The following is a 21,487-nucleotide window of genomic DNA, read 5'->3' on the forward strand; positions in this document are numbered from 1 at the left end:
ACTAACACCTAATACCCAAAACCTAACACCTGCTTTCAAATAAAATTATGAAAGAACAAAACTCGATACCTACTTCAAAAGTAGCCAGAGCTACCCAATTTGTTAAAACAGGGGTTAAAATCGGTGGCAATTATTTGAAATATAATGTTAAAAAAATAATTGATTCAGAAACCACCAAAGAAGAGTTGCACCAAGACAATGCCTCCGATATTTATTCATCATTGAGTGAAATGAAAGGCTCTGCCTTGAAGGTTACGCAAATGTTGAGTATGGATAAAGGAATGTTGCCAAGAGCCTATCGTGAAAAATTTGCGATGTCGCAATATTCTGCTCCTCCACTTTCTGGGCCATTGGTAGTCAAGACTTTTAAAAAACACTTTGGCAAATCTCCACAAGAAATGTTTGATACTTTTGGGATGAATGCCGCCAATGCAGCCTCAATCGGGCAAGTTCATAAAGCCACGAAAGATGGCATTGAATATGCCGTAAAGGTTCAATATCCTGGCGTTTCTGAAAGTATTGGTAGTGATTTAAAAATGATTCGCCCAATTGCTATTGCCATGTTTGGTTTAAATGACAAAGATGTGGACAGATACATGGGCGAAGTTGCCGAAAAACTAATTGAAGAAACGGACTATAATCTTGAATTGAAACGTTCCGTTGAAATTTCTGAAGCTTGTTCTCATATTAAAGGATTATTTTTCCCTAAATATTATCCAGATTTATCTTGTGATAAAATCTTAACAATGGATTGGTTACAAGGACTCCATTTGAACGAATTTCTAAATACAAATCCATCTCAAGAAGTCAGAAATAGTATTGGTCAGTTACTGTGGGATTTTTATGATTTTCAAATTCATACACTCAGACAAGTTCACGCTGACCCACATCCTGGTAATTTTTTGATGCGTCAAGATGGAACATTGGGAGTGATTGATTTTGGTTGCATAAAAGTTATTCCAGAGTTTTTCTATGATAATTATTTTGCATTAATCAATTTCGATACTTTGCAAGACCATGAAAGAACGGTTGAAATTTTCAAAACCTTAGATTTTATAACAGTGGTGGATACGGAGAAAGAAGCAGCGTTTTTTACAAAATTGTTCAAAGAAATGATTTATTTGTTAGGTAAACCCTTTGCGACTGAGGAATTTGATTTTGCAGATGATAATTATTTTGAAAGTGTCTATCAATACGCAGAGAAATTACAGAGTTTAGATGAACTCAAAAACTCGAAGGTTGCCAGAGGGTCACAACATGGCTTATACATCAATCGTACTTATTTTGGATTGTATTCAATTTTAAACGAATTAAGAGCAAAAGTTGTCACAACTCGTCCAGAATGGCTTTGTGCAGTTGGAGCATAAATACACGAACGTCGGCAAGATTCAAAATCTTGCCGACGTTCGTGTTTACTAATCCCTAAACCTATGATTAAAACGGTAAATCTTGGTCATCAGAGCTAAACGATGGCAAATCTGCCACAGGAGGAGCCGTTCTTGGTGCTGCAGCACTGAAACCTTGTGAAGGTGCAGAAGAAGCGGCAGGAGATGCTGATGCACTACTGGCTGATTCAATTCTATAAGCCTTCAAATCGGTGTACCAACGCTCATTATATTCACGAGATTCTACACTAAAAGAAATTCTTAATTTTTCTCCTAATGAATACGTTTTCAAGTCTGATGCTTTATCTCCCCAAGCCGTAAAACAAGCTTTTTTAGGATATTGTTCTTCTGTTTCCAATACGAAATCCTGCTTAACCCAAACCCCATTTTTGCCTTGACCCGTAACTTCGGGTAATACTTTAATCAAATTTCCTTCGAATTCTAAAGCCATTTTTATTTTTATTTTATATAATTATATTGATTATCAGACTCTTAAAACATTAAAAGATTTAATAACGTTTCCGCTTAGTTAAATCCTTTGCAAATAACTAAATTTTATATAATTTTGTGTTATCAAATGGCGACGTGGTGGAATTGGTAGACACGCTACTTTGAGGTGGTAGTGGGAGCAATCCTATGGGAGTTCGAGTCTCCCCGTCGTCACGGAAGTCCTTTCAATTAATTTTGAAGGGACTTTTTTGATTTACATTTATTCCGTAAAATTCAATTGCGGAGGCTTTTCATATAAAAGAGCCTTATCCACTTTATTGATGATGTAAGCCAAATCTTTTGGATTATTGACAAAATCAAGATTATCTACTTCTACGACTAATATTTTCCCTTCCTTATAATTTTCGGTAAATTCTGAATAATGTTCATTCAAATCTTCCAAGTATTTTTCTGAAATATTAGCTTCAAAATCTCTACCTCTTTTCTTGATTTGTGAAACCAATTTTGGCAAACTTGCTTTCAAATATATTGTCAAATCGGGTGCTTTCACCGACTTCATCATTAAATCAAAAATTCCTCTATATGTCGTATAGTCATTGGCAGACATAATTCCAGATTTATAAAGATTCATTGCAAAAATATATGCGTCTTCATAAATCGTTCTGTCTTGAATAATTCTTCGATTCGACTTTTGTATTTGCAAAACCTGTTCGTAACGACTTTTCAAAAAATACATTTGCAAATGAAAAGCCCATCGAGGCATATCTTCATAAAAAGGAGGTAGATATGGGTTTCCCTCAACCGCTTCGTATAAAACCTCCCAGCCAAAATGTTCCGCTAATTTGGCAGCTAAAGTTGTTTTGCCTGCTCCGATATTTCCCGTAATTGCAATATGCATGATTTATTTTGTGATGATAATTAGGGTTTTTATTTTACAAATTTCATTAAAAATTAGCTAAGAAATTGCAAAGCAAATAATTAATTTTTGAATAGAGTGATTTTCAGGCAATTATCTAAGAAGAACATTCAGATTGTTTTATATGAATCATTGCTTTCGTAACTTTGTAGGGCAATTTGAATTGGTCGGATTGTTTTGTTTCACTAAAAAAACTGTAACTCATGTTGAAGATGAATCAGTATAGTGTAATTCTGTATTATAATTACACGCCCATTCTCGATGCGGAGGCGTATCGTGAAAAACATCACTTGTTTTGTTTGGAAAATAACCTTTTAGGTAGGATTATCGTAGCTTCTGAAGGACTGAACGGAACTGTTTCTGGTCTTAAAGAAGATTGTGACAAATACATGAATTGGCTTGAAAATGACCCAATTTTTGCAGGTACTAATTTTGATTTTAAAGTTGAAACTCACGAAAAACACGCCTTTAATAAGCTCCATGTTCGGGTAAAAGAAGAAATTGTAAATTCTGATTTACCTGTAAATCCCTTAGAAAGAACAGGTACTCATCTCGAACCTGCTGACTTTAAAAAGATGTATAAAAATGACCCTGACGTTGTTCTGGTGGATATGAGGTCAAATTACGAACATTCAGTCGGTAGATTTAAAGGGGCAATTACCTTCGATATGGATACATTGAGAGAATTGCCTGACCATATAAATGAGATTGAACATTTAAAAAATAAGAAAATTATCACCTATTGTACTGGTGGTATTAAGTGCGAGAAAGCTTCAGCTTACTTACTTGACCAAGGTTTCGAAAATGTATATCAACTGCATGGTGGCATTATTAAATATGGACTCGAAGAAGGTGGCGAGGATTTTGAAGGAAAATGTTATGTATTTGATAATCGGGTAACTGCCGAAGTTAACTCTGTGAATCCAGAAGTAATTTCAAAATGTCATATTTGTAGCACAAATTCAGACCAGATGGTTAATTGTGCCAATCCTGAATGTAATGAACATTTGGCCATTTGTCCAGCGTGTCTCAAAGAAATGGAAGGGGCTTGTTCCACCGAATGTAAGGAACATCCCAGAAAAAGACCTTATAATTCACAAGGGTATTATTCAAAACAGTCGGATAATTACACGGCAGAATTTGGTTTTAAAAGTCGTCAAAGAACGAAGGTTAATATTGAAACTTTTTAAACTTTCTTTTTCGGTTTAAATTAAGTCTTTTAGTATCGAGTACGCCAAAATTTTCTCAATGAAACTGTTTAAACTTTCAATATCGTTTGAAAATTTGTTTATTTTTAAAGAGGTCTTCATTAAATAATAGACAATTTGCATGGGTAGCAAAAGTTTAAACAGCTTCTTATTCTACTAAACATAAAATTGAACTTGTTTATACTTTTTGTTCAATTAAAACAATTTACAACAAAAGGAATAAGCTTAAACAGGTTCATTATCATCTCATCAACACAATCGAATTCAAATCATGAAACTTTCTGAAACTGATTTAATTTTCAATCCCGACGGTAGTATTTATCACCTTAATTTACGCCCAGAACATATAGCGGATACCATTATTACTGTTGGAGACCCTGAACGAGTACCAATGGTTTCTAAATATTTTGACTCAGTAGAAATTAAAGTCAATAAACGGGAATTTGTAACGCACACAGGTAAATTAGGAAAGAAAAGAATAACCGTTATTTCAAGTGGAATTGGGACAGATAATGTCGAAATTTTGATGAATGAATTGGATGCCCTTGTCAATGTAAACTTCCAAACCCGTGAGGTAAAACCTAAGCATAAATCTTTAAATATAATTAGGATTGGTACATCTGGCAGTTTACAAGCCAACATACCAATTAATAGTGTGGTAGTCTCAGCATTAGGCATTGGCATGGATGCTTTGGGGTTCTTTTATGATAGCTATGGAAATAATATCACAGAAAAACTAAAAAATACGTTGGGTTTGGACTTTTTACCTTATTGTAATCCTGCTGGAGCTGATTTGTTTAACCATTTTATGGATAATGCCCCAGAAAACTGGGTTGAAGGAACTACCGTAACGTGTCCAGGTTTTTATGCACCACAAGGAAGGGTTTTGAGATACAAGGCTAAAATTAATGGTTTGATGGAAAAAATGAGTTCCTTTAATTTAGATGGAATCAGACTTTCGAATCTTGAAATGGAGACTGCGGGTTATTATTTGATGGGCAAATTGTTGGGACATCAAGTTTTGTCGATTAGTGCCATTTTAGCAAGTAGAAAATCAAATGAATTTTCGAAAAATCCAGAAAAACAAGTTGATACTTTAATTAAACAAGTATTGGAAAGATTGAGATAGTTGTCAGAAATTAGGTTTTGGTTCGTTAAATTGTACCGATAGTATTTTTTGTTGATTCAAAATGATTCCCGAAAAGAGAACGTTCGTATAACTATTGTTTTCATACAACCTAATTGGTAATATAAATTAACTATGTTGGTAATATAGCAAATTTTACAAGACTTTTATGGAGTAGAACATAGCCAACTGATTCATGTCGGAAATGGTTTTCTCATCGAAAATTGACAAGATTTTAAGGGTTGATTAGAGTCGGTTTTCCAAAATACCTAATCAAACTTCATGTTTTTTAATGAGTTATCTTCTGGGAATTTGGGCGTAACATTGGCGTATTGTTTTTGTATTTCGAATAAATCTTGCTCATAATTTCCAGTTGGATAAAATACATTCAAAAACCCACCTTCTTTTTTTTTGAAGTCTAAAAAACCTAAAATTATCGGAACACCAGCAGTGACAGCAATATGATAAAAACCTGATTTCCATTCTTTTGAATAAGAGCGAGTTCCTTCTGCTGGCACAATTAATTGTATTGATTCTTGACTATTTTTTATCATTCCTCCCATATCATTTACCAAATTGTTTTTTTGTGAACGAATAACGGGAACACCTCCTAAACCTCGAATGATGATACCCAAAGGAAATTTAAAAAGAGAATCTTTTGCTAAATACTTGAATGGAAGTCCTACCCTCAAAACGATTATCATACAATAAAAATAATCCCAATTGGATGTGTGTGGAGCAGCAATCATGACTGCCTTTGAGTAGTTTATCACGCCGTTTGGTGTAGTATCAACTATTTTCCAACCTGAAATTTTTAATAAAAAGCTACTGATGATTTTTAACATAAAAGGTATGGTTAATTGGTCTCAAAAACAAATCTACTTATATTTGATTTCGGTTTCAAGTTAAACCATTTATTTATCTAAAATATAATGCAAAAACCCTTAATTCTAATTGCCAACGACGATTCAATTGCTGCAAAAGGTATCAAAACTTTAGCAGAAGTAATGTCTGAAATTGGTGAAGTCGTTGTTATTGCCCCAGATACACACCAATCAGGTATGGGACACGCCATTACGCTCGACCGTCCGTTACGAGTTTCTAAAGTAAAGGATTTTTTACCAGAAATAGAAAATGTAGAGGCATACAAATGTAGTGGAACACCTGCGGATTGTGTAAAATTTGGAAAACATTTTATTTTAAAAGGCAGAAAAATTGATTTAGTCGTTTCGGGGATTAATCATGGTTCAAATTCGTCAATTGCCGTAATTTATAGTGGAACTATGTCTGCTGCTATTGAAGCTGCCATCGAGGGAATTCCTGCTGTTGGCTTCTCTTTATGTGATTTTGGAGCAGAAGCTGATTTTTCTCATACCAAAGAATATGTCAAGAATATATCTTTAAAAGTTCTGGAAAATGGGCTTCCTCAAGGTGTTGCCTTAAATGTTAATTTCCCAAAATTATCAGAAGAACCGATTAAGGGAATTAAAATTTGTCGTCAGACAGATGCTTTATTCCGAGAATCTTTTGAGGAACGCAAAGACCCTTATGGTAGAGCATATTATTGGATGGATGGTTTTTTACAGAATGAGGACAAGGGCGGAGGAACTGACGAGGATGCCTTGAAAGAGAATTATGTAGCAATTGTTCCTGTGAAATTTGATTTAACTGATTATCAAGCAGTTGAAAAAATAAAAACTTGGTTTTAAAGATACATTCATATTTAAACTTCAAAAATTGGCTATTAATTTTCTTTAATCATCAGCCTGATTATTGAATTGATAGCTATTTTTTAAAATTAGACATTATCAACCCACCACATGGCAATAGTTGGAAATATAGTAAAAAGAGGAATTGGGCTTTCGGGTTTAATGAAACGTCCGAAATCTAATTTGGCAAAAATTCAGCGAAAAACGTTGGTCAAGCTATTAAATAAAGGTCGTTTTACACAATTTGGTGAGGCTTTTGGTTTTGAAGATATTATGAATGCTGCATTGTATTCGAGCGATAAAGAGTTTTATACTAAATACAAAAAGCAAGTCCCAGTTTATGATTACAATAAGATGTATAAAGATTGGTGGCACAAAACTCTTGAAGGCGAAAAGAATGTTTCGTGGGTCGGTAGTATTAAATATTTTGCGTTGAGTTCTGGAACTTCCGAAGCAGCTTCAAAGCATATTCCCGTTACCAAAGATATGGTAAAGGCGATTCATCGAACGTCGATAAGGCAAATTTTAGCTTTATCTGAATATAAAAATTTACCTTCCGAACTTTTTGAAAAAGGCTATTTGATGTTGGGAGGAAGTACCAAGTTACAGGATAAAGGAGATTATTTTGAAGGCGATTTGAGTGGAATTACCGCAGGGAAAATACCATTTTGGTTTGAAAGATTTTATAAACCTGGAAAAAAAATTGCTGAAACGAAGGATTGGAGCGAAAAATTGGATAAAATAACCAAGAAAGCAAAAGATTGGGATATTGGATTTATCGTGGGTGTGCCTGCGTGGATTCAGATTTTGATGGAGAAAATCATTAAAGAATATAACGTTAAAAATATCCATGAAGTTTGGCCCAATTTAGAGATTTTTTGTCACGGAGGTGTAAGTTTTGAACCATACAAACAGGGTTTTGAAAAATTATTGGGTCGTCCTATTATTTATATCGAAACTTATTTGGCATCAGAAGGTTTCATGGCTTATCAAACGGCACCCGATACAGACATGGCTTTGGTGTTGAACAACGGTATTTTCTTCGAATTTATTCCATTTAATGAAGAAAATTTTGATGATGATGGCGTAATGATTGAAAAACCAGAAACGTTGATGATTGATGAAGTGGAAGAAGGAGTGGAGTATGCTCTTTTAATTTCTACGGTATCGGGAGCATGGAGATATTTAATTGGCGATACCATTAAATTTACGAACAAAAAGAAAGCTGAAATTGTGATTACAGGCAGAACAAAGCACTTTTTGAGCCTTTGCGGCGAACATCTTTCAGTTGATAATATGAATAAAGCGATTGAGTTAGCTTGTAAGAAATTTGATATTGATATAAGAGAATTTACAGTGGTTGGAAAGAAAATGGATGGCACATTTGGACATCATTGGTATGTTGGCACAGACGATAATGTAGATGAGCAGTCATTGATGACATTTATAGATGAGACGCTGTGTGAAATTAATGACGATTATCCAGTTGAACGAAAGCACGCTCTTCGAGATGTTAATATGAAGGTTTTGAAAACCAAAACCTTTTACCAATTTATGGAGTCAAAAGGTAAAACGGGTGGGCAAAATAAATTTCCACGAGTTTTGAAAAATACTGCTCAAATCCAAGAATGGGAAAGTTATTTAGCCAATAATTAATTCATAAATTGTTTCCAAAGTATCATAAGTCCTGAACCGATGAAGATTAAGCCAGCAACTTGATTGATTCGTTTTAGGACTTTTTTTGTTAATAATCTTTTCATTTTTTGAGCATAAAACGCAATTAATGATTCTGCAATCATCGTTGCTATTAAACTGAAAAGAAAAAATCCAATTCTTTCATTGAGTGTTAAACCTTTGGCTACTAAATAGGCTGAAGTTGCAAAAACGGCTACATAATTGGAAGGATTCAATAAATTTAAAAATAAGCCCGATGTAAAATAATAAAGAAATGAGCCAAATTTTGATGTTGGATAGACTAACTGCGACTGTTCTTTGAATAAACTGTTGAAACCCAAAATAAACAATAAACTTGCTCCAACGACAGAAATTACATCATCAAAATGCTCCAAATTGGGAAGTAAACTTGTTCCAAAAACTGCAAAAAACATTAGTATAGAATCTGCAATAGTTACCCCCAACGCAATTAAAACCCCTCTTTTGAAGCCCGTGTCAATACTTGTTTGTATTAATCTAAAAAATGCAGGGCCAAAAGTGAAGCATAAAATAAACCCATAAAGGAATCCAAAAAATATTGCTTGAAACATAAGTAGAGATTAGGAGTTTGGATTTAGGCAATACGTAAGATTCATTGCAGAATAATGTTTTTCGACTTAACAGTTTCTTAAATCCTTCGTAAAATTATATACCTTTTAAACGAGCAACTTTGAGAATTGTGGCAATACTCAATGAATCCGTTATTTCAGAATCCATTACCATTCTTACGGCTTCTTTCAAGCTCACTTTTTTAAGGGCTAATATTTCAGTATCGTCAGGTTCAGCTTCACCAAATGTTAACTCTTCCGCTAAAAACATAAAGCCATATTCATCGGTTACAGAATTGGAGGTGTGTAATTTCCCTAAATCAGTCCATTTGTTGGCAGTCATGCCAGTTTCTTCTTTCAATTCTCTTTTGGCTGCGTCCAAACTATCACCGTTCAAATCTCCTCCACCCATTGGAATTTCCCAAGAGTATTCTTCTAAAGTATAACGATATTGACCGACAAGCCATGTGTTGTTGTTTTCATCAAGAGGTAATACTGCTGCTGCTTTTGTTTTAAAATGTGCAACCCCATAAATTCCAGCCTCGCCATTTGGTTTAATCACTTCTTCGTGCCTTACATTCACCCAAGGGTTGTCGTACACCTCATGAGAAGAAACTTTTTTCCACGGATTTTCGTAAATATTCATTTTGCAAAGGTAAACAGAAGGTACGAATATTAAAATTTGAATTTCGTAACTTTGCACTTCAATTTTGAATCAGAACGTAGTTTGTATTTGTTTTCAAAATTCTCCATAATCGTTTAATAAATTTATTATGACTGAATTGTTCAAGGCTGATTTTTTGGCAAGTGACTTTAAAAAGTACAAATGGATTTTCTTATCTTTTGTAATTAGTACCTTGTTAATGATTGGTAAATTCATAGCCTATTATACTACTTATTCGAGTGCTATTTTAACCGATGCGTTGGAATCTATTATCAATGTAGTAGCGAGTGCATTTGCCTTTTATGCTATTTATTTAGCATCGCAACCCAAAGATTTGAATCATCCTTATGGGCATGGTAAAATTGAATTTTTCTCAGCAGGATTGGAGGGTGTTCTGATTGTTTTAGCGAGTGTTTTTATTGTATTTCATGCTTCAGAAAGTCTTATTCATCCTACGCAATTCAATGATTTGCAGATTGGACTAATTATTATTTCCGCAGGTACAATTATTAATTATTTATTAGGGTATTTTATTGAAAAAGAGGGTGTTATACGAAGTTCGCCAACTTTAATAGCAGATGGAAAACATCTGAAATTAGATGCAGTTAGTGGATTGATTTTAGTAACGGCAGTAATATTGGTGTATTTGACAAACATTGTTTGGATAGACGGGGTTGCTTCTATTATTTTTGCACTTTTCATGGCATGGAATGGGGTGAAAATTATTAGAAAATCAATCGGAGGATTGATGGACGAGACAAATGAAGAGGTATTGGAAAAGGTTGTTGATATTTTAAAATCTAATCAAAAGAACGATTGGATTGATATGCACAATTTGAGAATTCAAGAGTACGGAGCAGATATTCATATTGATGCTCATTTAACACTTCCACGATATTGGAATCTTGAAAAAGTACACGAAGTTGTCCATGAATTTGAAGATATTATTGGCGAAAGTTTCAATTCAGATGTAGAGATTTTTATCCACACTGACCCTTGTTTGCCAGAATGTTGTCATTACTGTAAAATTGAAAATTGCCCAATCAGACAAGTACCTAAAACCGTTGATATTGATTGGAATAAGGTTAATTTATCCTTAAACCAAAAACATTTTCTCGAAAAGATATAATAACTTCTTTTCGAGCTAACAACTTATTTTCAAAACTTACTCCTACATAATATGCTACTTCAGCCGATAGTAAATTTTATCAATATTCTCTCAAAAAAAGGAGTAAAGAATGCCATCATTTCACCAGGTTCAAGAAACGCACCTTTAACGATTGCGTTGGTGCGTCATCCTGATATTGAAACGAAATCTATTTCTGATGAACGGTCGGCGGCATTTATTGCCTTAGGTATGTCACAAAACCTGAAAGAACCCGTGGCTATTTGTTGCACTTCTGGTTCGGCAGCTTATAATTATGCACCAGCGGTTGCAGAAGCCTTTTTTCAAGAAATACCACTTATTATTTTAACCGCTGACCGTCCGAAAGAATGGATTCACCAAAACGATGGTCAGACGATTTATCAAACTGATATTTTTGGAAAGCACGTTAAAAAGAGTTTTGAAATTGGGGCAGATTATTCACATCCAGATGCGGTTTGGCAAATTGAAAGAACAATTAATGATGCCATAAATTTGGCAAATACTGAACCTTGTGGGCCAGTACATATTAATATACCTTTACGTGAACCATTCTATCCTGCTGAAAATGAAGCAATTAATTTTAACTTAAATTCAAGAGTCATTGAAATTGTTAAAAGTGAAAGAAATTTATCGAAGGAAACTTGGAATGAAATTCTAAATCAATTTCAAGACTTTGATAAAATATTAATTGTAGGTGGACAGTCGGACAAAAATGATGATTTATCGTCAGTTTTAAAAAAGTTACAAGATGAATTTCAAATAGTTTGTATTGGTGATTCTATTTCAAATCTTGGATTTGATTCTATCTCAAAACACGATTTATTTCTTAAAGCTGATGCCGTAAATTTGAAGCCAGAATTACTGATTACTTATGGAAAGTCGGTTATTTCTAAGGGTTTAAAGACTTTTTTGAGAAATAATAAAGCAATTGAGCATTGGCATCTACAAATTGACGAACATTTAATTGATACTTTCCAATCCATCACAAAAATATTACCGCTTAAACCAATTGATTTCTTTACTAAACTGTATGAAGATTTGGACTTTGAACAATTTAGGAATGGAGAAGAAGAAAGAAATGAGTATTTTAAAAACCAATGGTTCGAACAAGAAAGAAAAGCACATATTTATCTTGAAAGGTTTTTTCAAAATAAAAGTCATCAAGATAAATTTAATGAGTTTTTTGCCATTAAATATTTATTAAATGCTTTGCCAGCTAATTGTCAACTACATTTAGCAAATTCGATGTCTGTGCGGTACGCAAATTATATTGGGGTTGACCCCAAAAAGGATGTTGAAGTTTTCGCCAATAGAGGCACGAGCGGAATTGATGGATGTGTCAGTACGGCGGTTGGTGCGGCATTAAGTACCGATAAATTGGTTTTTTTGTTGGTGGGTGATGTTGCCTTTTTTTACGATAGAAATGCCTTGTGGAATCGGTATTTACCTAATAATTTAAGAATTATTTTATTGAATAATCATGGAGGTGGAATTTTTAGAATGATTGATGGGCCAAGTAAACAACCAGAGTTGAATGATTATTTTGAAACACTCCAAACAATGGATGCTCGAAATACTGCACTTGATGCTGAGATGGAATATGATAAGGTGTTAAATTTCAGGGAATTAGAAACATTTGCATTGCCTTTTTTAAGGCAGGAAGGGAAAGCGAAAATTTTAGAAATAGAAACGAACACTTTGATTAATACTACCGTATTTAAAGAATTTAAAGCCAATTTTCAAACAGATTTAATCACAAGTTAGCGGTATGAAAGTAAAAGAAGAGACCTGCCGTAAAACAGCAGGTCTTTCTCATTTCTTCAATTAAAAACACAATTTAAAGCTGTGTTTCTACTTGTTTGTATGGATGAAGTTTTAGTTATTCTTTTCCGAATTCTCCAACTGCTCTTACCTCAATATTTTCGCTTACAACTGAGTCTGGCATTCCGCCTACACCAAAGTCTGTACGTTTAATTGTTCCTGTCAATTTAAAGCCTGCTATTGGCTTCTGAGTTCTCATATTTTTACCAACACCATTTAATGTCAAATCAAAGGTAACTGGTTTTGTAACTCCTTTCAAAGTTAAATTTCCATCTAATTTGAATTTTTTAGCGTCAATTTTCTTGATTGAAGTGCTTTTGAATGTAAAAGTTGGAAATTTTTCCGCATCAAACATATCTGGTTTTCTTAAATGTCCATCACGCATTTCATTATCTGTTGACACACTACTAACATCAGCAGTAATATCAAAAACTGCATCTGTAAAATCATCTTTTGATGAGGTTACGGTAGCGTCAAATTTCTTAAAATTACCATCAACTTCAGAAATCAGCAAGTGAGTAACTGTAAAACCAAGCTTTGAATGGGATTTATCTACATTCCATTTTTGTGCAAAGGTTGATAATGAAACAAACATTACCAATGATAAAATAGCGATTTTTTTCATTTTGAATTTGGTTTGACTGTGAGACTAAGCGTTTAAATTTCGAGTTTATTTGAATTACTTTACAAATTAAGTAGCAAAGTCTTAAACTTTATGCTCTAAATAGACAATTTGGCTTTACTTTTCGACAACTCGGCTATTTATTCAACTAATCTCTTCAATTGACAATGTCTATTGTAAACTTTTCGCTTTGTCAAAATTTTCAATCGCTTTGGTTTTATTGCCCTTTAACTCAAAATAATGCCCTAAATTTTGATAAGCCAAGTAATTTTTATCATCAAGTCTAATTGATTTTTCTATTAATTCTTTACCTGCTTCCAATTTCCCTAAATTTAACAAAATCATTCCTTTATTGTTAATATAAAATGGTTGCGTTGGATTTATTTTTAACGCTGAATCAACATATTTTAATGCTTCATCATATTTTTTTTCTTCTGCCAATATGAATGCGACATTATTGAGGGCAAAATCTTGCTTGGAATTTAACTCAATTGCTTTCAAAAAGTCGCTTTTAGCTAAATTATACTCTTTATTTTCAAAATAAATTACACCATGGTTTGTGTAAGCTTCAGCATTTTTAGGATTTAGTTGTATTGCTTTTTCATAATCTGCTGTTGCACCTGATGAATTTTTGAGTTGAGATTTAATATTTCCCCGACTGACGTAATAAAAGGAGGAGTCTTTAAATGCTACTGCAATTTTTTCTAAATCTGCCAAAGCATTCTGTAAATCACCCTTTTGAGCAAGTGCCTCTGAACGATTATAATATGCCTCCCAATATTTTTTGTCCAATTCAATAGCTTTATCAAAATCTATTAAGGCTTCTTCTAATTTATCAAACTTTTGGTTTGCTAATCCTCGATTATTGTATGCGTCGGCAAATTTTGGATTTTGGATAATTGACTCATCAAACCAGTGGATTGCTTCTTGATATTCTTTATCTTTTAGCTTATAATTTCCTCTTTTGAAGAATTTTATTGACTCTTCAGTCTTGTCTGTGCCACATGAGCCTGTTAACAGGAAGATGTTGAAAATGAGTAAATATTTTGTTATTTTCACGAAATGTATAAATTTAATCTTTAAATAATTATAAAAATGAAAGATTTTAAAGCTCAAAATTTTGAAAGTTTAAAAGAATTTTACCCCTATTATCTAACCGAACATCAAAATTCCATTTCAAAATTACTCCATTTTATTGGAACAGGTTTGATAATTCTCATTTTGATTTTAGGATTGTTGACTGCTGACTACCAATATTTATGGTTTATTCCATTGGTGGGATACGGATTTGCTTGGGTTGGACATTTCTTTTTTGAGAAAAATAAACCTGCCACTTTTAAGCACCCCTTTTACAGTCTTGCCAGTGATTTTATGATGTTTTTCGATATTCTGAGTGGTAAAGTCAAAATTTGAACTATGACAAGAGGGCTTTTGTTCCTAATTTTGTAGAAAATATTGAGATTTTAAATACAATACAAAAATGATTAAAGCTGAAATGCTGACCGATAGAGGTCTAATGGTGATTGAATTTTATGAGCAAGATGCTCCAATTCACGTGAAAAACTTTACAGATTTATCTAAAAAAGGATTTTACGATGGTTTAACTTTCCACAGAGTAATTCCAAACTTTGTTATTCAAGGTGGCGACCCTGATGGAACAGGTGGTGGAGGTCCAGGTTATTCTATTCCTTGCGAATTGACTGGAAATAATCAATACCATGACCGTGGAGTGTTGTCAATGGCTCATCGTGGACCAAATACTGGAGGTTCTCAGTTCTTTATTTGTCATAGCCGTCAGCAAACTGCCCACCTTGACCGTCGTCATACTTGTTTCGGAAAAGTAGTGGAAGGTTTAGACGTAATTGACAAAATCCGTGAAGGTGACCATATCCAAAAGATTACCATTATTGAAGAAGTTGCGTAAATAATTGATAGGGGTTAAAATTTGGGCGTTAGTTTGCACTTCTACCCAAATTTTAACCCCTAAATACTTAATTCCACATCACACAAATATGTATTTTATCGGTGAACTTACAGGCTCAAGTCCTGACATGAAAATTTCTTTATATAAATGGAACGCAAAATTTTTCGTGAAATTTGAAACGGCTGATTTAGAACAAGTTTATAAAATTTCCGAAATGGATGCTTCTGAAGAGACCGTTAAAGAGATGATTGACGATACATTTATTCAGAAAGTTATTAAACGTTTTCATGAAATGTACGCAGATATTGGGGAGTTGTTGTGATTTGTCTGAACTATGATTTTTGAGATTTAAAGATTTAAGAATTAGAGTTTATCCAATAACTTAAATCTTAGAAGCTGTTTAGGTTAATTTATTCGAGTTAAAAAGAGTAATTTTTAGGCTACAAATCATTCATAAAATTGAAACGTAACGCTGTTATGCTTAAATTTTATAAATGATTTTCACTCAAAAACTTATCATTTTCACGTTCAAAAAATTAACCTAAACAGCTTCTTAATATTCTTAAAATCATAGTTCAACGTTTTTATTTCGGAACTATATACCTATTAATGCAGAACCGCTGACGGGGTGAAAAACCGCCGTCAGGGGTCTGAATCAAAAACCCTGACGGTGGTTTTTCACCCCGTCAGCGGTTAATATGGTTAAAATTTCATCTTGCATTAATAAGTACATAATTCCGTTTTATTTTTTCGCCAAAGGAGAATCCTTTTCTTTCGCCAAAGCATTGTAAACCAATTTGTCAGCTAATTTCGGGAAAATCTTATTGATTAAAACAGCCATTTTCCCCTGTAAAGTCAGAATCATTCCTCTGTCACGATTTTTTACAGCTTTTAAAATCCTATCTGCCACCTCTTCCGACGACATCATATTTCCTTCATCTCGCATAGAATCACCTTTTGAACTTCCATCTGCTCCCAACGAAGCCACTCTAATATTTGATGCTGTAAAACCTGGACAAGCCGTCAGGACATGAACACCTGTGTGTAAAAGTTCAGTACGTAATGCCTCCAAAAAGCCATTCATGGCAAATTTTGAAGCCGAGTAGCCCGAGCGTACAGGTAAACCTCTATAACCTGCAATGGACGAAACACCTACAATTGAACCTTTGGTAGCTTTGATGTACGGTAAAGCATATTTTGTCGCATAAACAGTTCCATAAAAATTAATATCCATCAACGTTTTGATAACATTTAGGTCACAATCTTCAAACATCGCTCGCATTGAAATGCCTGCATTGTTTATCAAAATGTCAATTTTACCGTATTTTTCAATGGTTCTTTGTACCATTTCTGCATTATCAGCTTCAATACTCACATCAGAAACGATAGCTAAATTGTCAATCCCCAAGGTGGTAAGTTCTTGACTTACTTCCATTAAAGGTGCTTTTTTTCTACCAGTGATAACAATTTTGGCTCCTTCATTACCAAATGAAAATGCTAATGCTTTTCCAATACCTGAGGATGCTCCTGTAATAATTACTACTTTATCTTTCATAAAAGAGTTTTATGGTGGTTGAATATTCTACAAAATTCTTTCATTTTCCTAAAATTCGTGCTTTTTTATCAATAATAATTTTTAGAGTCCGTACTTTTGTGTTTTTATGTAACGACGGACAGCCCTGTTCGTTAAGTATATTTCATCGGACAAGACTGTTCGTTTTACAAAACAGAATGAAAAAGAGAAAAAAAGAAAATATTATTTTTGAGAATATTTTAATTGAAGATTTTGCCTCAGAAGCAAAGTGTCTGAGTCGTATAAACGACAAAGTTGTTTTCATAGAAGGCCCTGTTGCACCTGGTGATTATGCAGATTTACGAGTGATGAAATCCAAATCGAGTTTCATGGAAGCTGTTGCTTTTAATATTCGTCCTGAATCAAAATTTAGAACACAAACAACGTGTTCTCACTTTGGTACTTGTGGTGGATGTAAATGGCAACATATTGATTATCAGGTTCAATTGCAATTTAAAACGAAACAAGTAACGGATGCTTTAGAGAGAATTGCGAAGGTAGATTTACCAGAAATTAAACCTATTTTCCCTTCGGCAGAGACATTTTATTACCGTAATAAATTAGAATATACTTTTTCTCAAAATCGTTGGTTAACGCAAGAGCAAATCGATTCTGGACAAGAATTTTCAAGAAATGCATTGGGTTTTCACATTCCAAGACGTTATGATAAAATTTTAGATATTGACCATTGTTATCTTCAACCTGACCCTTCAAATGCTATTAGATTGGCTTTGAGAGACTTTACGCAAGAAAATAATCTTGATTATTATGAGCAAATAAAACAAGAAAAAGGAGCAATGCGGAACGTAGTTATCAGAACTGCTAATACAGGAGATTTGATGGTAATTGTTCAGTTTGCTTATTGTCAACCTGAAGATATTGATTTGGTAATGAATTATTTGGCCGAAAAATTCCCAGAAATCACTTCTTTAAACTATGTAGTCAATACCAAAGGGAATGACACTTTCTTTGATTTAGAAGTTGTGAATTTCAAAGGTTTGCCATATATAGTTGAACAAATGGAGGATTTGAAATTTAGAGTAGGTCCAAAATCTTTCTTCCAAACTAACTCAAAGCAAGCCTTCGAGTTGTATAAAATTACTCGTGAATACGCTGATTTACAAGGAGATGAATTTGTTTATGACCTTTATACAGGCACAGGGACAATTGCCAATTTTGTAGCCAGACAAGCCAAAAAAGTAATTGGTCTTGAATACGTTGAAATGGCTGTTGAAGACGCAAGAATTAATTCCCAAATTAATAATATTTCCAATACAGAATTTTTCGCAGGCGATATGCGTAAACTTTTAAGTTACGATTTTGTGAGCCAACACGGACGACCAGACACCGTTATTACCGACCCTCCACGTGCAGGAATGGATGAACCTGTGGTGAGAACTTTGTTGGAAGCTGCTCCTAAAAGAATCGTGTACGTAAGTTGTAATCCTGCAACTCAAGCGAGAGATTTAGCACTTTTAGATGAGAAATATGCTGTAACAGCCGTTCAACCAGTAGATATGTTCCCACAAACCCATCATGTGGAAAATGTTGTAAGGTTAGATTTAAGATAAATTGCAGAGACAGGTTTCTAACCTGTCTTTTTTTATTTTAGTAGTACAGGTTTCTAACCTGTCTTTTTTATTTTATGTAGTACAGGTTTCTAACCTGTTTTTTTTTTATTTTAGTAGTACAGGTTTCTAACCTGTTTTTTTTTTATTTTAGTAGTACAGGTTTCTAACCTGTTTTTTTTATTTTATGTAGTACAGGTTTCTAACCTGTTTTTTTTATTTTAGTAGTACAGGTTTCTAACCTGTCTTTTTTATGCTCTTAGAAGAAGACAGGTTGGAAACTTGTGATAAAGCAAAAAGCCTTCACTGAAATTTCAGTAAAGGCTTTATTAGTTGCGGGAAGCAGGATCGAACTGCCGACCTTAGGGTTATGAATCCTACGCTCTAACCATCTGAGCTATCCCGCAGTATTAATGTGGTGCAAAATTAAGAATTTTAATATTTCAAGACAAATCATTTTGATATTATTTTGAAAGTTTTTCATTACTCGTTGATAATCAATTACTTAAAAGCACACTTTTGTAAAAATATTTTTTTTGATAAATTAAATTATTTTAAGGCTTAACTAGTTGATAATCAATAGGAAAGGTTTTTATTTAGCACTTTAGCTCTGTAAAATTAAAAAAAATGCTTGCGAATTTCTTTAACATTTATACCTTTGCCAATAGAGAGTTTCGGGACTTTATTGCCTATGTATTTTGTAAACATTGTTAATTGCCGATTCAAAATACGCTAAATCTTTTAGAAATATGAGTAAACATAAATTTGTCGCAGAGTTTGAATTAAGAGCGTCTCCAAAAGTGCTTTTCCCATACATAAGTTCAGCTTCAGGTATGCAGCAGTGGTTTGCGGAAAAAGTTACTTTGAAAGATAGTTCAACTTTTGATTTTCATTGGGATGGTGAAAGTCATATCGCAAAGCTTTCTCAATTACGCTTAAATAAATCAGCAAAGTTTGATTTTATTCCTTCCAATTCCGAAGAGCGTGACCATAACTATTTAGAGTTCAAAATGGATGTTAGTGAGTTGACAGGTTCAACGTATTTAAAGATTGTAGATTATTCTGCTAATACTGACGATGAAGAACTGACTGAATTGTGGGAAGATTTAATATATAAATTGAAGGAAATCGTTGGAAATTAAGAGTATTTAACTATTTCAAGAAATCAATTTCATGTAATTTTGCGTTGTAAATAACGCACGATGCTCGTGTTTCATTCTGATTCACGAGCATTTTTATTGACTGTATTATGATTAAAAAAATTGATAAACTTATTCTGAAATCTTTTTGGCAACCTTTTGTCATGACTTTGGCGGTTGTAATTTTCATTTTCTTAATGAGACTTATTGTGGCTTATTTTGCTGATTTATTTGGAAAAGACTTGGGGGTAGAAGTGTACTTAAAGCTATTTTTCTATTTTAGCTTGATTACTGTACCAATTGCTTTACCACTTGCAATGTTATTATCCACTTTGATGACTTACGGAAAATTAGGAGAGTTTTTCGAATTGACTGCTATCAAAAGTGCAGGTATTTCAATTACCCGAGCTATGCAGCCTATGCTTGTAGTTGCTGTCATTATCAGCATTTTTGCATTTTGGTTTAACAATGTTGCTTTGCCATGGGCAAATTTGAAAGGATATAGTCTCTTGTATGATATCAAAACAACCAAAACCACCCTAAATATTAAAGAAGGGATTTTTTATAATGACTTGCCAGGTTATAGCATCAAAGTATCCAAAAAGTATCCAGACAATAAGTCACTCAAAAATATAATCATTTTTGACCATACTAAGTCAGACGGTGACCGCCACGTTACTATTGCAGATTCTGCTTTGATGTACACCATTATGAATAAACAATACCTGATTTTTGAATTATTTAATGGTAATGACTATACAGAAGATGCGGATAAAACTGGAAATTCTAATCAAACTGATATGGCAATGAATGCTTTTACAAAAAGTAAAGTCATCATGAGTTTATCTGCTTTTGATATGCACAAGACTGAGGAAGACCAGTTTAAACACCACCAAATTATGCGTGGACTTTCGGAATTAGGTAGTGATTCAGACTCATTAAAAAAATCATATCGAGTTATTAAGGAAAGTTTTGTCCGTTCTGCCCAAACTTATTACACGTATGAGCTAAAATCTTTTCCGAAGAAAATGTCAATTGAACAGAAACGCATAGTACAGAATAAAAGGAACTGGGTAGATTCGTTAATTGCCAAAAAGTTGGCTCGAACAGCGAATGCTAATCCTTATCAAAATATTGATTTTGCCATTTCACAGGCGAGCAGTTTACAGTCATTTGCCGAATCAAGCAATAGTTCTTTGATGGCTAAGGAAGAAGATTTTGATAGAACTGATTTAGAATGGCATCATAAATTTACCAATGCCATTGCAGTATTTGTGATGTTTTTAATTGGAGCTCCTTTAGGTGGAATTATAAAGAAAGGAGGTTTTGGTTTACCAGTGGTAGTGGCAATTGTTTTCTTTATTTTAATGTATGTAATGACACAGCAGGGAGATAAAGCAGCGAAAGAAAGCCGTGTAATTGTTCAGGTGGGAGCATGGATTTCTAATGTTGTATTATTCTTAATAGGTTTATATTTCCTAAATAAGGCGAAAAACGATTCAAGATTGTTTGAATCTGACGTTTATGCCGTTTATTTTAATAAGTTGAAGGGAAAATTCAAAAAAACGAAGTTTGGAACTTGGATTTTGAATAAATTTGGACTAACGCTTGCAGATAGCTAAAAAAAACGCTATTTTTGCACGTTTTCATAATTATTAACATTTTAAACTGGTTGAAGATGTATTTAACTTCAGAAGTAAAACAGGAGATTTTCGAATCTCGTGGTCATGGGAAGTCAAAAATCGATACTGGTTCTGCTGAGTCGCAAATTGCGTTGTTTACTTTCAGAATCAATCATTTGACAGAACACTTAAAGAAAAACAAAAAAGATCACTCTACTCGTTTGGGTCTTTTAAAGTTAGTTGGTAAACGTAGAAGTTTGTTAGATTATTTAATCAAAACTGAAATCTCTCGTTACCGTGCTATCATCGCTGAACTTGGCATCAGAAAATAGTATTTTCGGTAGGCAATTGT

Annotated in this window: 22 protein-coding genes and 2 tRNA genes; 15 read left to right on the plus strand and 9 right to left on the minus strand. The window is 33.6% G+C overall.

The genetic code is table 11. The features are described 5' to 3' along the window. Positions 1 to 47 precede the first annotated feature (47 nt). Positions 48 to 1,367 carry an AarF/ABC1/UbiB kinase family protein gene (locus VB796_RS05760; RefSeq protein WP_323345565.1) on the plus strand — a complete coding sequence of 440 codons (1,320 nt, stop codon included), beginning with the start codon at positions 48 to 50 and terminating at the stop codon, positions 1,365 to 1,367. A gap of 67 nt (positions 1,368 to 1,434) precedes the next feature. Here VB796_RS05760 and VB796_RS05765 read toward each other — a convergent pair whose 3' ends face one another. Continuing rightward, positions 1,435 to 1,836 (minus strand): DUF3127 domain-containing protein, encoded by a 402-nt coding sequence (locus tag VB796_RS05765; protein ID WP_323345566.1) that lies wholly within the window; start codon positions 1,834 to 1,836, stop codon positions 1,435 to 1,437. 128 nt (positions 1,837 to 1,964) lie between these two features. Here VB796_RS05765 and VB796_RS05770 point away from each other — a divergent pair. Then, positions 1,965 to 2,048, plus strand: a tRNA-Leu gene (locus VB796_RS05770). A 46-nt stretch (positions 2,049 to 2,094) separates the two neighbouring features. Here the strand turns inward: VB796_RS05770 and VB796_RS05775 are convergent. After that, positions 2,095 to 2,733, minus strand: coding sequence for a deoxynucleoside kinase (locus tag VB796_RS05775; protein ID WP_323345567.1), 639 nt, complete (start codon positions 2,731 to 2,733; stop codon positions 2,095 to 2,097). Positions 2,734 to 2,963: 230 nt separating this feature from the next. Between VB796_RS05775 and VB796_RS05780 the strand changes: the two genes are divergently transcribed. Both VB796_RS05780 and VB796_RS05785 read left to right on the plus strand, forming a co-directional pair. After that, positions 2,964 to 3,941, plus strand: coding sequence for a rhodanese-related sulfurtransferase (locus VB796_RS05780; RefSeq protein ID WP_323345568.1), 978 nt, complete (start codon positions 2,964 to 2,966; stop codon positions 3,939 to 3,941). A 289-nt stretch (positions 3,942 to 4,230) separates the two neighbouring features. Then, a complete protein-coding gene (locus VB796_RS05785; RefSeq protein ID WP_323345569.1) occupies positions 4,231 to 5,088 on the plus strand; it encodes a nucleoside phosphorylase in 858 nt (285 codons plus the stop codon). Between the two features lie 266 nt (positions 5,089 to 5,354). Here the strand turns inward: VB796_RS05785 and VB796_RS05790 are convergent, their stop codons facing one another. After that, positions 5,355 to 5,930, minus strand: coding sequence for a 1-acyl-sn-glycerol-3-phosphate acyltransferase (locus tag VB796_RS05790; RefSeq protein WP_323345570.1), 576 nt, complete (start codon positions 5,928 to 5,930; stop codon positions 5,355 to 5,357). A gap of 87 nt (positions 5,931 to 6,017) precedes the next feature. On the opposite strand from VB796_RS05790, the gene surE reads away from it, so the two are divergent. After that, a complete protein-coding gene (gene surE, locus VB796_RS05795; RefSeq protein WP_323345571.1) occupies positions 6,018 to 6,794 on the plus strand; it encodes a 5'/3'-nucleotidase SurE in 777 nt (258 codons plus the stop codon). A gap of 111 nt (positions 6,795 to 6,905) precedes the next feature. Then, positions 6,906 to 8,450, plus strand: a complete 1,545-nt coding sequence (locus VB796_RS05800) for a GH3 family domain-containing protein (protein WP_323345572.1) — start codon at positions 6,906 to 6,908, stop codon at positions 8,448 to 8,450. Here the strand turns inward: VB796_RS05800 and VB796_RS05805 are convergent. Together VB796_RS05805 and VB796_RS05810 are read right to left on the minus strand one after the other, a co-directional pair. Continuing rightward, on the minus strand, positions 8,447 to 9,058 hold the full coding sequence (locus VB796_RS05805; protein ID WP_323345573.1) for a LysE family translocator: 612 nt from the start codon (positions 9,056 to 9,058) through the stop codon (positions 8,447 to 8,449). The two genes, VB796_RS05800 and VB796_RS05805, sit on opposite strands and share 4 nt — an antisense overlap. A gap of 94 nt (positions 9,059 to 9,152) precedes the next feature. Further along, positions 9,153 to 9,701, minus strand: coding sequence for an NUDIX hydrolase (locus tag VB796_RS05810; protein WP_323345574.1), 549 nt, complete (start codon positions 9,699 to 9,701; stop codon positions 9,153 to 9,155). Between the two features lie 127 nt (positions 9,702 to 9,828). On the opposite strand from VB796_RS05810, the gene VB796_RS05815 reads away from it, so the two are divergent. After that, positions 9,829 to 10,848, plus strand: coding sequence for a cation diffusion facilitator family transporter (locus VB796_RS05815; protein WP_323345575.1), 1,020 nt, complete (start codon positions 9,829 to 9,831; stop codon positions 10,846 to 10,848). Positions 10,849 to 10,899: 51 nt separating this feature from the next. Beyond that, positions 10,900 to 12,630 carry a 2-succinyl-5-enolpyruvyl-6-hydroxy-3-cyclohexene-1-carboxylic-acid synthase gene (menD, locus tag VB796_RS05820; RefSeq protein ID WP_323345576.1) on the plus strand — a complete coding sequence of 577 codons (1,731 nt, stop codon included), beginning with the start codon at positions 10,900 to 10,902 and terminating at the stop codon, positions 12,628 to 12,630. Positions 12,631 to 12,745: 115 nt separating this feature from the next. Here the strand turns inward: menD and VB796_RS05825 are convergent, their stop codons facing one another. Then, positions 12,746 to 13,312: a YceI family protein gene (locus VB796_RS05825; protein WP_323345577.1), complete on the minus strand. Its 567-nt coding sequence runs from the start codon at positions 13,310 to 13,312 to the stop codon at positions 12,746 to 12,748. Positions 13,313 to 13,480: 168 nt separating this feature from the next. Beyond that, the gene (locus VB796_RS05830) at positions 13,481 to 14,368 is read right to left on the minus strand and encodes a tetratricopeptide repeat protein (RefSeq protein WP_323345578.1); all 888 of its coding nucleotides are present in this window, start codon (positions 14,366 to 14,368) and stop codon (positions 13,481 to 13,483) included. Positions 14,369 to 14,404: 36 nt separating this feature from the next. Here VB796_RS05830 and VB796_RS05835 point away from each other — a divergent pair, with 36 nt between their 5' ends. The 3 genes from VB796_RS05835 to VB796_RS05845 all read left to right on the plus strand — a co-directional run bounded on the left by VB796_RS05835 (position 14,405) and on the right by VB796_RS05845 (position 15,555). Next, the gene (locus VB796_RS05835; RefSeq protein ID WP_323345579.1) at positions 14,405 to 14,722 is read left to right on the plus strand and encodes a DUF962 domain-containing protein; all 318 of its coding nucleotides are present in this window, start codon (positions 14,405 to 14,407) and stop codon (positions 14,720 to 14,722) included. Between the two features lie 67 nt (positions 14,723 to 14,789). Beyond that, positions 14,790 to 15,233, plus strand: coding sequence for a peptidylprolyl isomerase (locus tag VB796_RS05840; protein WP_323345580.1), 444 nt, complete (start codon positions 14,790 to 14,792; stop codon positions 15,231 to 15,233). Positions 15,234 to 15,321: 88 nt separating this feature from the next. Then, entirely contained in the window at positions 15,322 to 15,555 is a 234-nt protein-coding gene (locus VB796_RS05845) for a hypothetical protein (protein WP_323345581.1), read from the plus strand. A 420-nt stretch (positions 15,556 to 15,975) separates the two neighbouring features. Here the strand turns inward: VB796_RS05845 and VB796_RS05850 are convergent, their stop codons facing one another. Beyond that, entirely contained in the window at positions 15,976 to 16,788 is an 813-nt protein-coding gene (locus VB796_RS05850; RefSeq protein ID WP_323345582.1) for an SDR family oxidoreductase, read from the minus strand. 176 nt (positions 16,789 to 16,964) lie between these two features. Here VB796_RS05850 and rlmD point away from each other — a divergent pair, with 176 nt between their 5' ends. Further along, entirely contained in the window at positions 16,965 to 18,377 is a 1,413-nt protein-coding gene (gene rlmD, locus VB796_RS05855) for a 23S rRNA (uracil(1939)-C(5))-methyltransferase RlmD (protein WP_323345583.1), read from the plus strand. A gap of 330 nt (positions 18,378 to 18,707) precedes the next feature. Here rlmD and VB796_RS05860 read toward each other — a convergent pair. After that, a tRNA-Met gene (locus VB796_RS05860) sits at positions 18,708 to 18,781 on the minus strand. A gap of 342 nt (positions 18,782 to 19,123) precedes the next feature. On the opposite strand from VB796_RS05860, the gene VB796_RS05865 reads away from it, so the two are divergent. The 3 genes from VB796_RS05865 to rpsO all read left to right on the plus strand — a co-directional run bounded on the left by VB796_RS05865 (position 19,124) and on the right by rpsO (position 21,467). After that, the gene (locus VB796_RS05865) at positions 19,124 to 19,516 is read left to right on the plus strand and encodes an START-like domain-containing protein (protein WP_323345584.1); all 393 of its coding nucleotides are present in this window, start codon (positions 19,124 to 19,126) and stop codon (positions 19,514 to 19,516) included. Positions 19,517 to 19,623: 107 nt separating this feature from the next. Continuing rightward, positions 19,624 to 21,135: an LptF/LptG family permease gene (locus VB796_RS05870; protein ID WP_323345585.1), complete on the plus strand. Its 1,512-nt coding sequence runs from the start codon at positions 19,624 to 19,626 to the stop codon at positions 21,133 to 21,135. 56 nt (positions 21,136 to 21,191) lie between these two features. Continuing rightward, the gene (gene rpsO, locus VB796_RS05875) at positions 21,192 to 21,467 is read left to right on the plus strand and encodes a 30S ribosomal protein S15 (RefSeq protein ID WP_323345586.1); all 276 of its coding nucleotides are present in this window, start codon (positions 21,192 to 21,194) and stop codon (positions 21,465 to 21,467) included. The last annotated feature ends 20 nt before the right edge of the window (positions 21,468 to 21,487 follow it).

Source organism: Arcicella sp. LKC2W (assembly GCF_034931005.1).
GTDB lineage: Bacteria > Bacteroidota > Bacteroidia > Cytophagales > Spirosomataceae > Arcicella.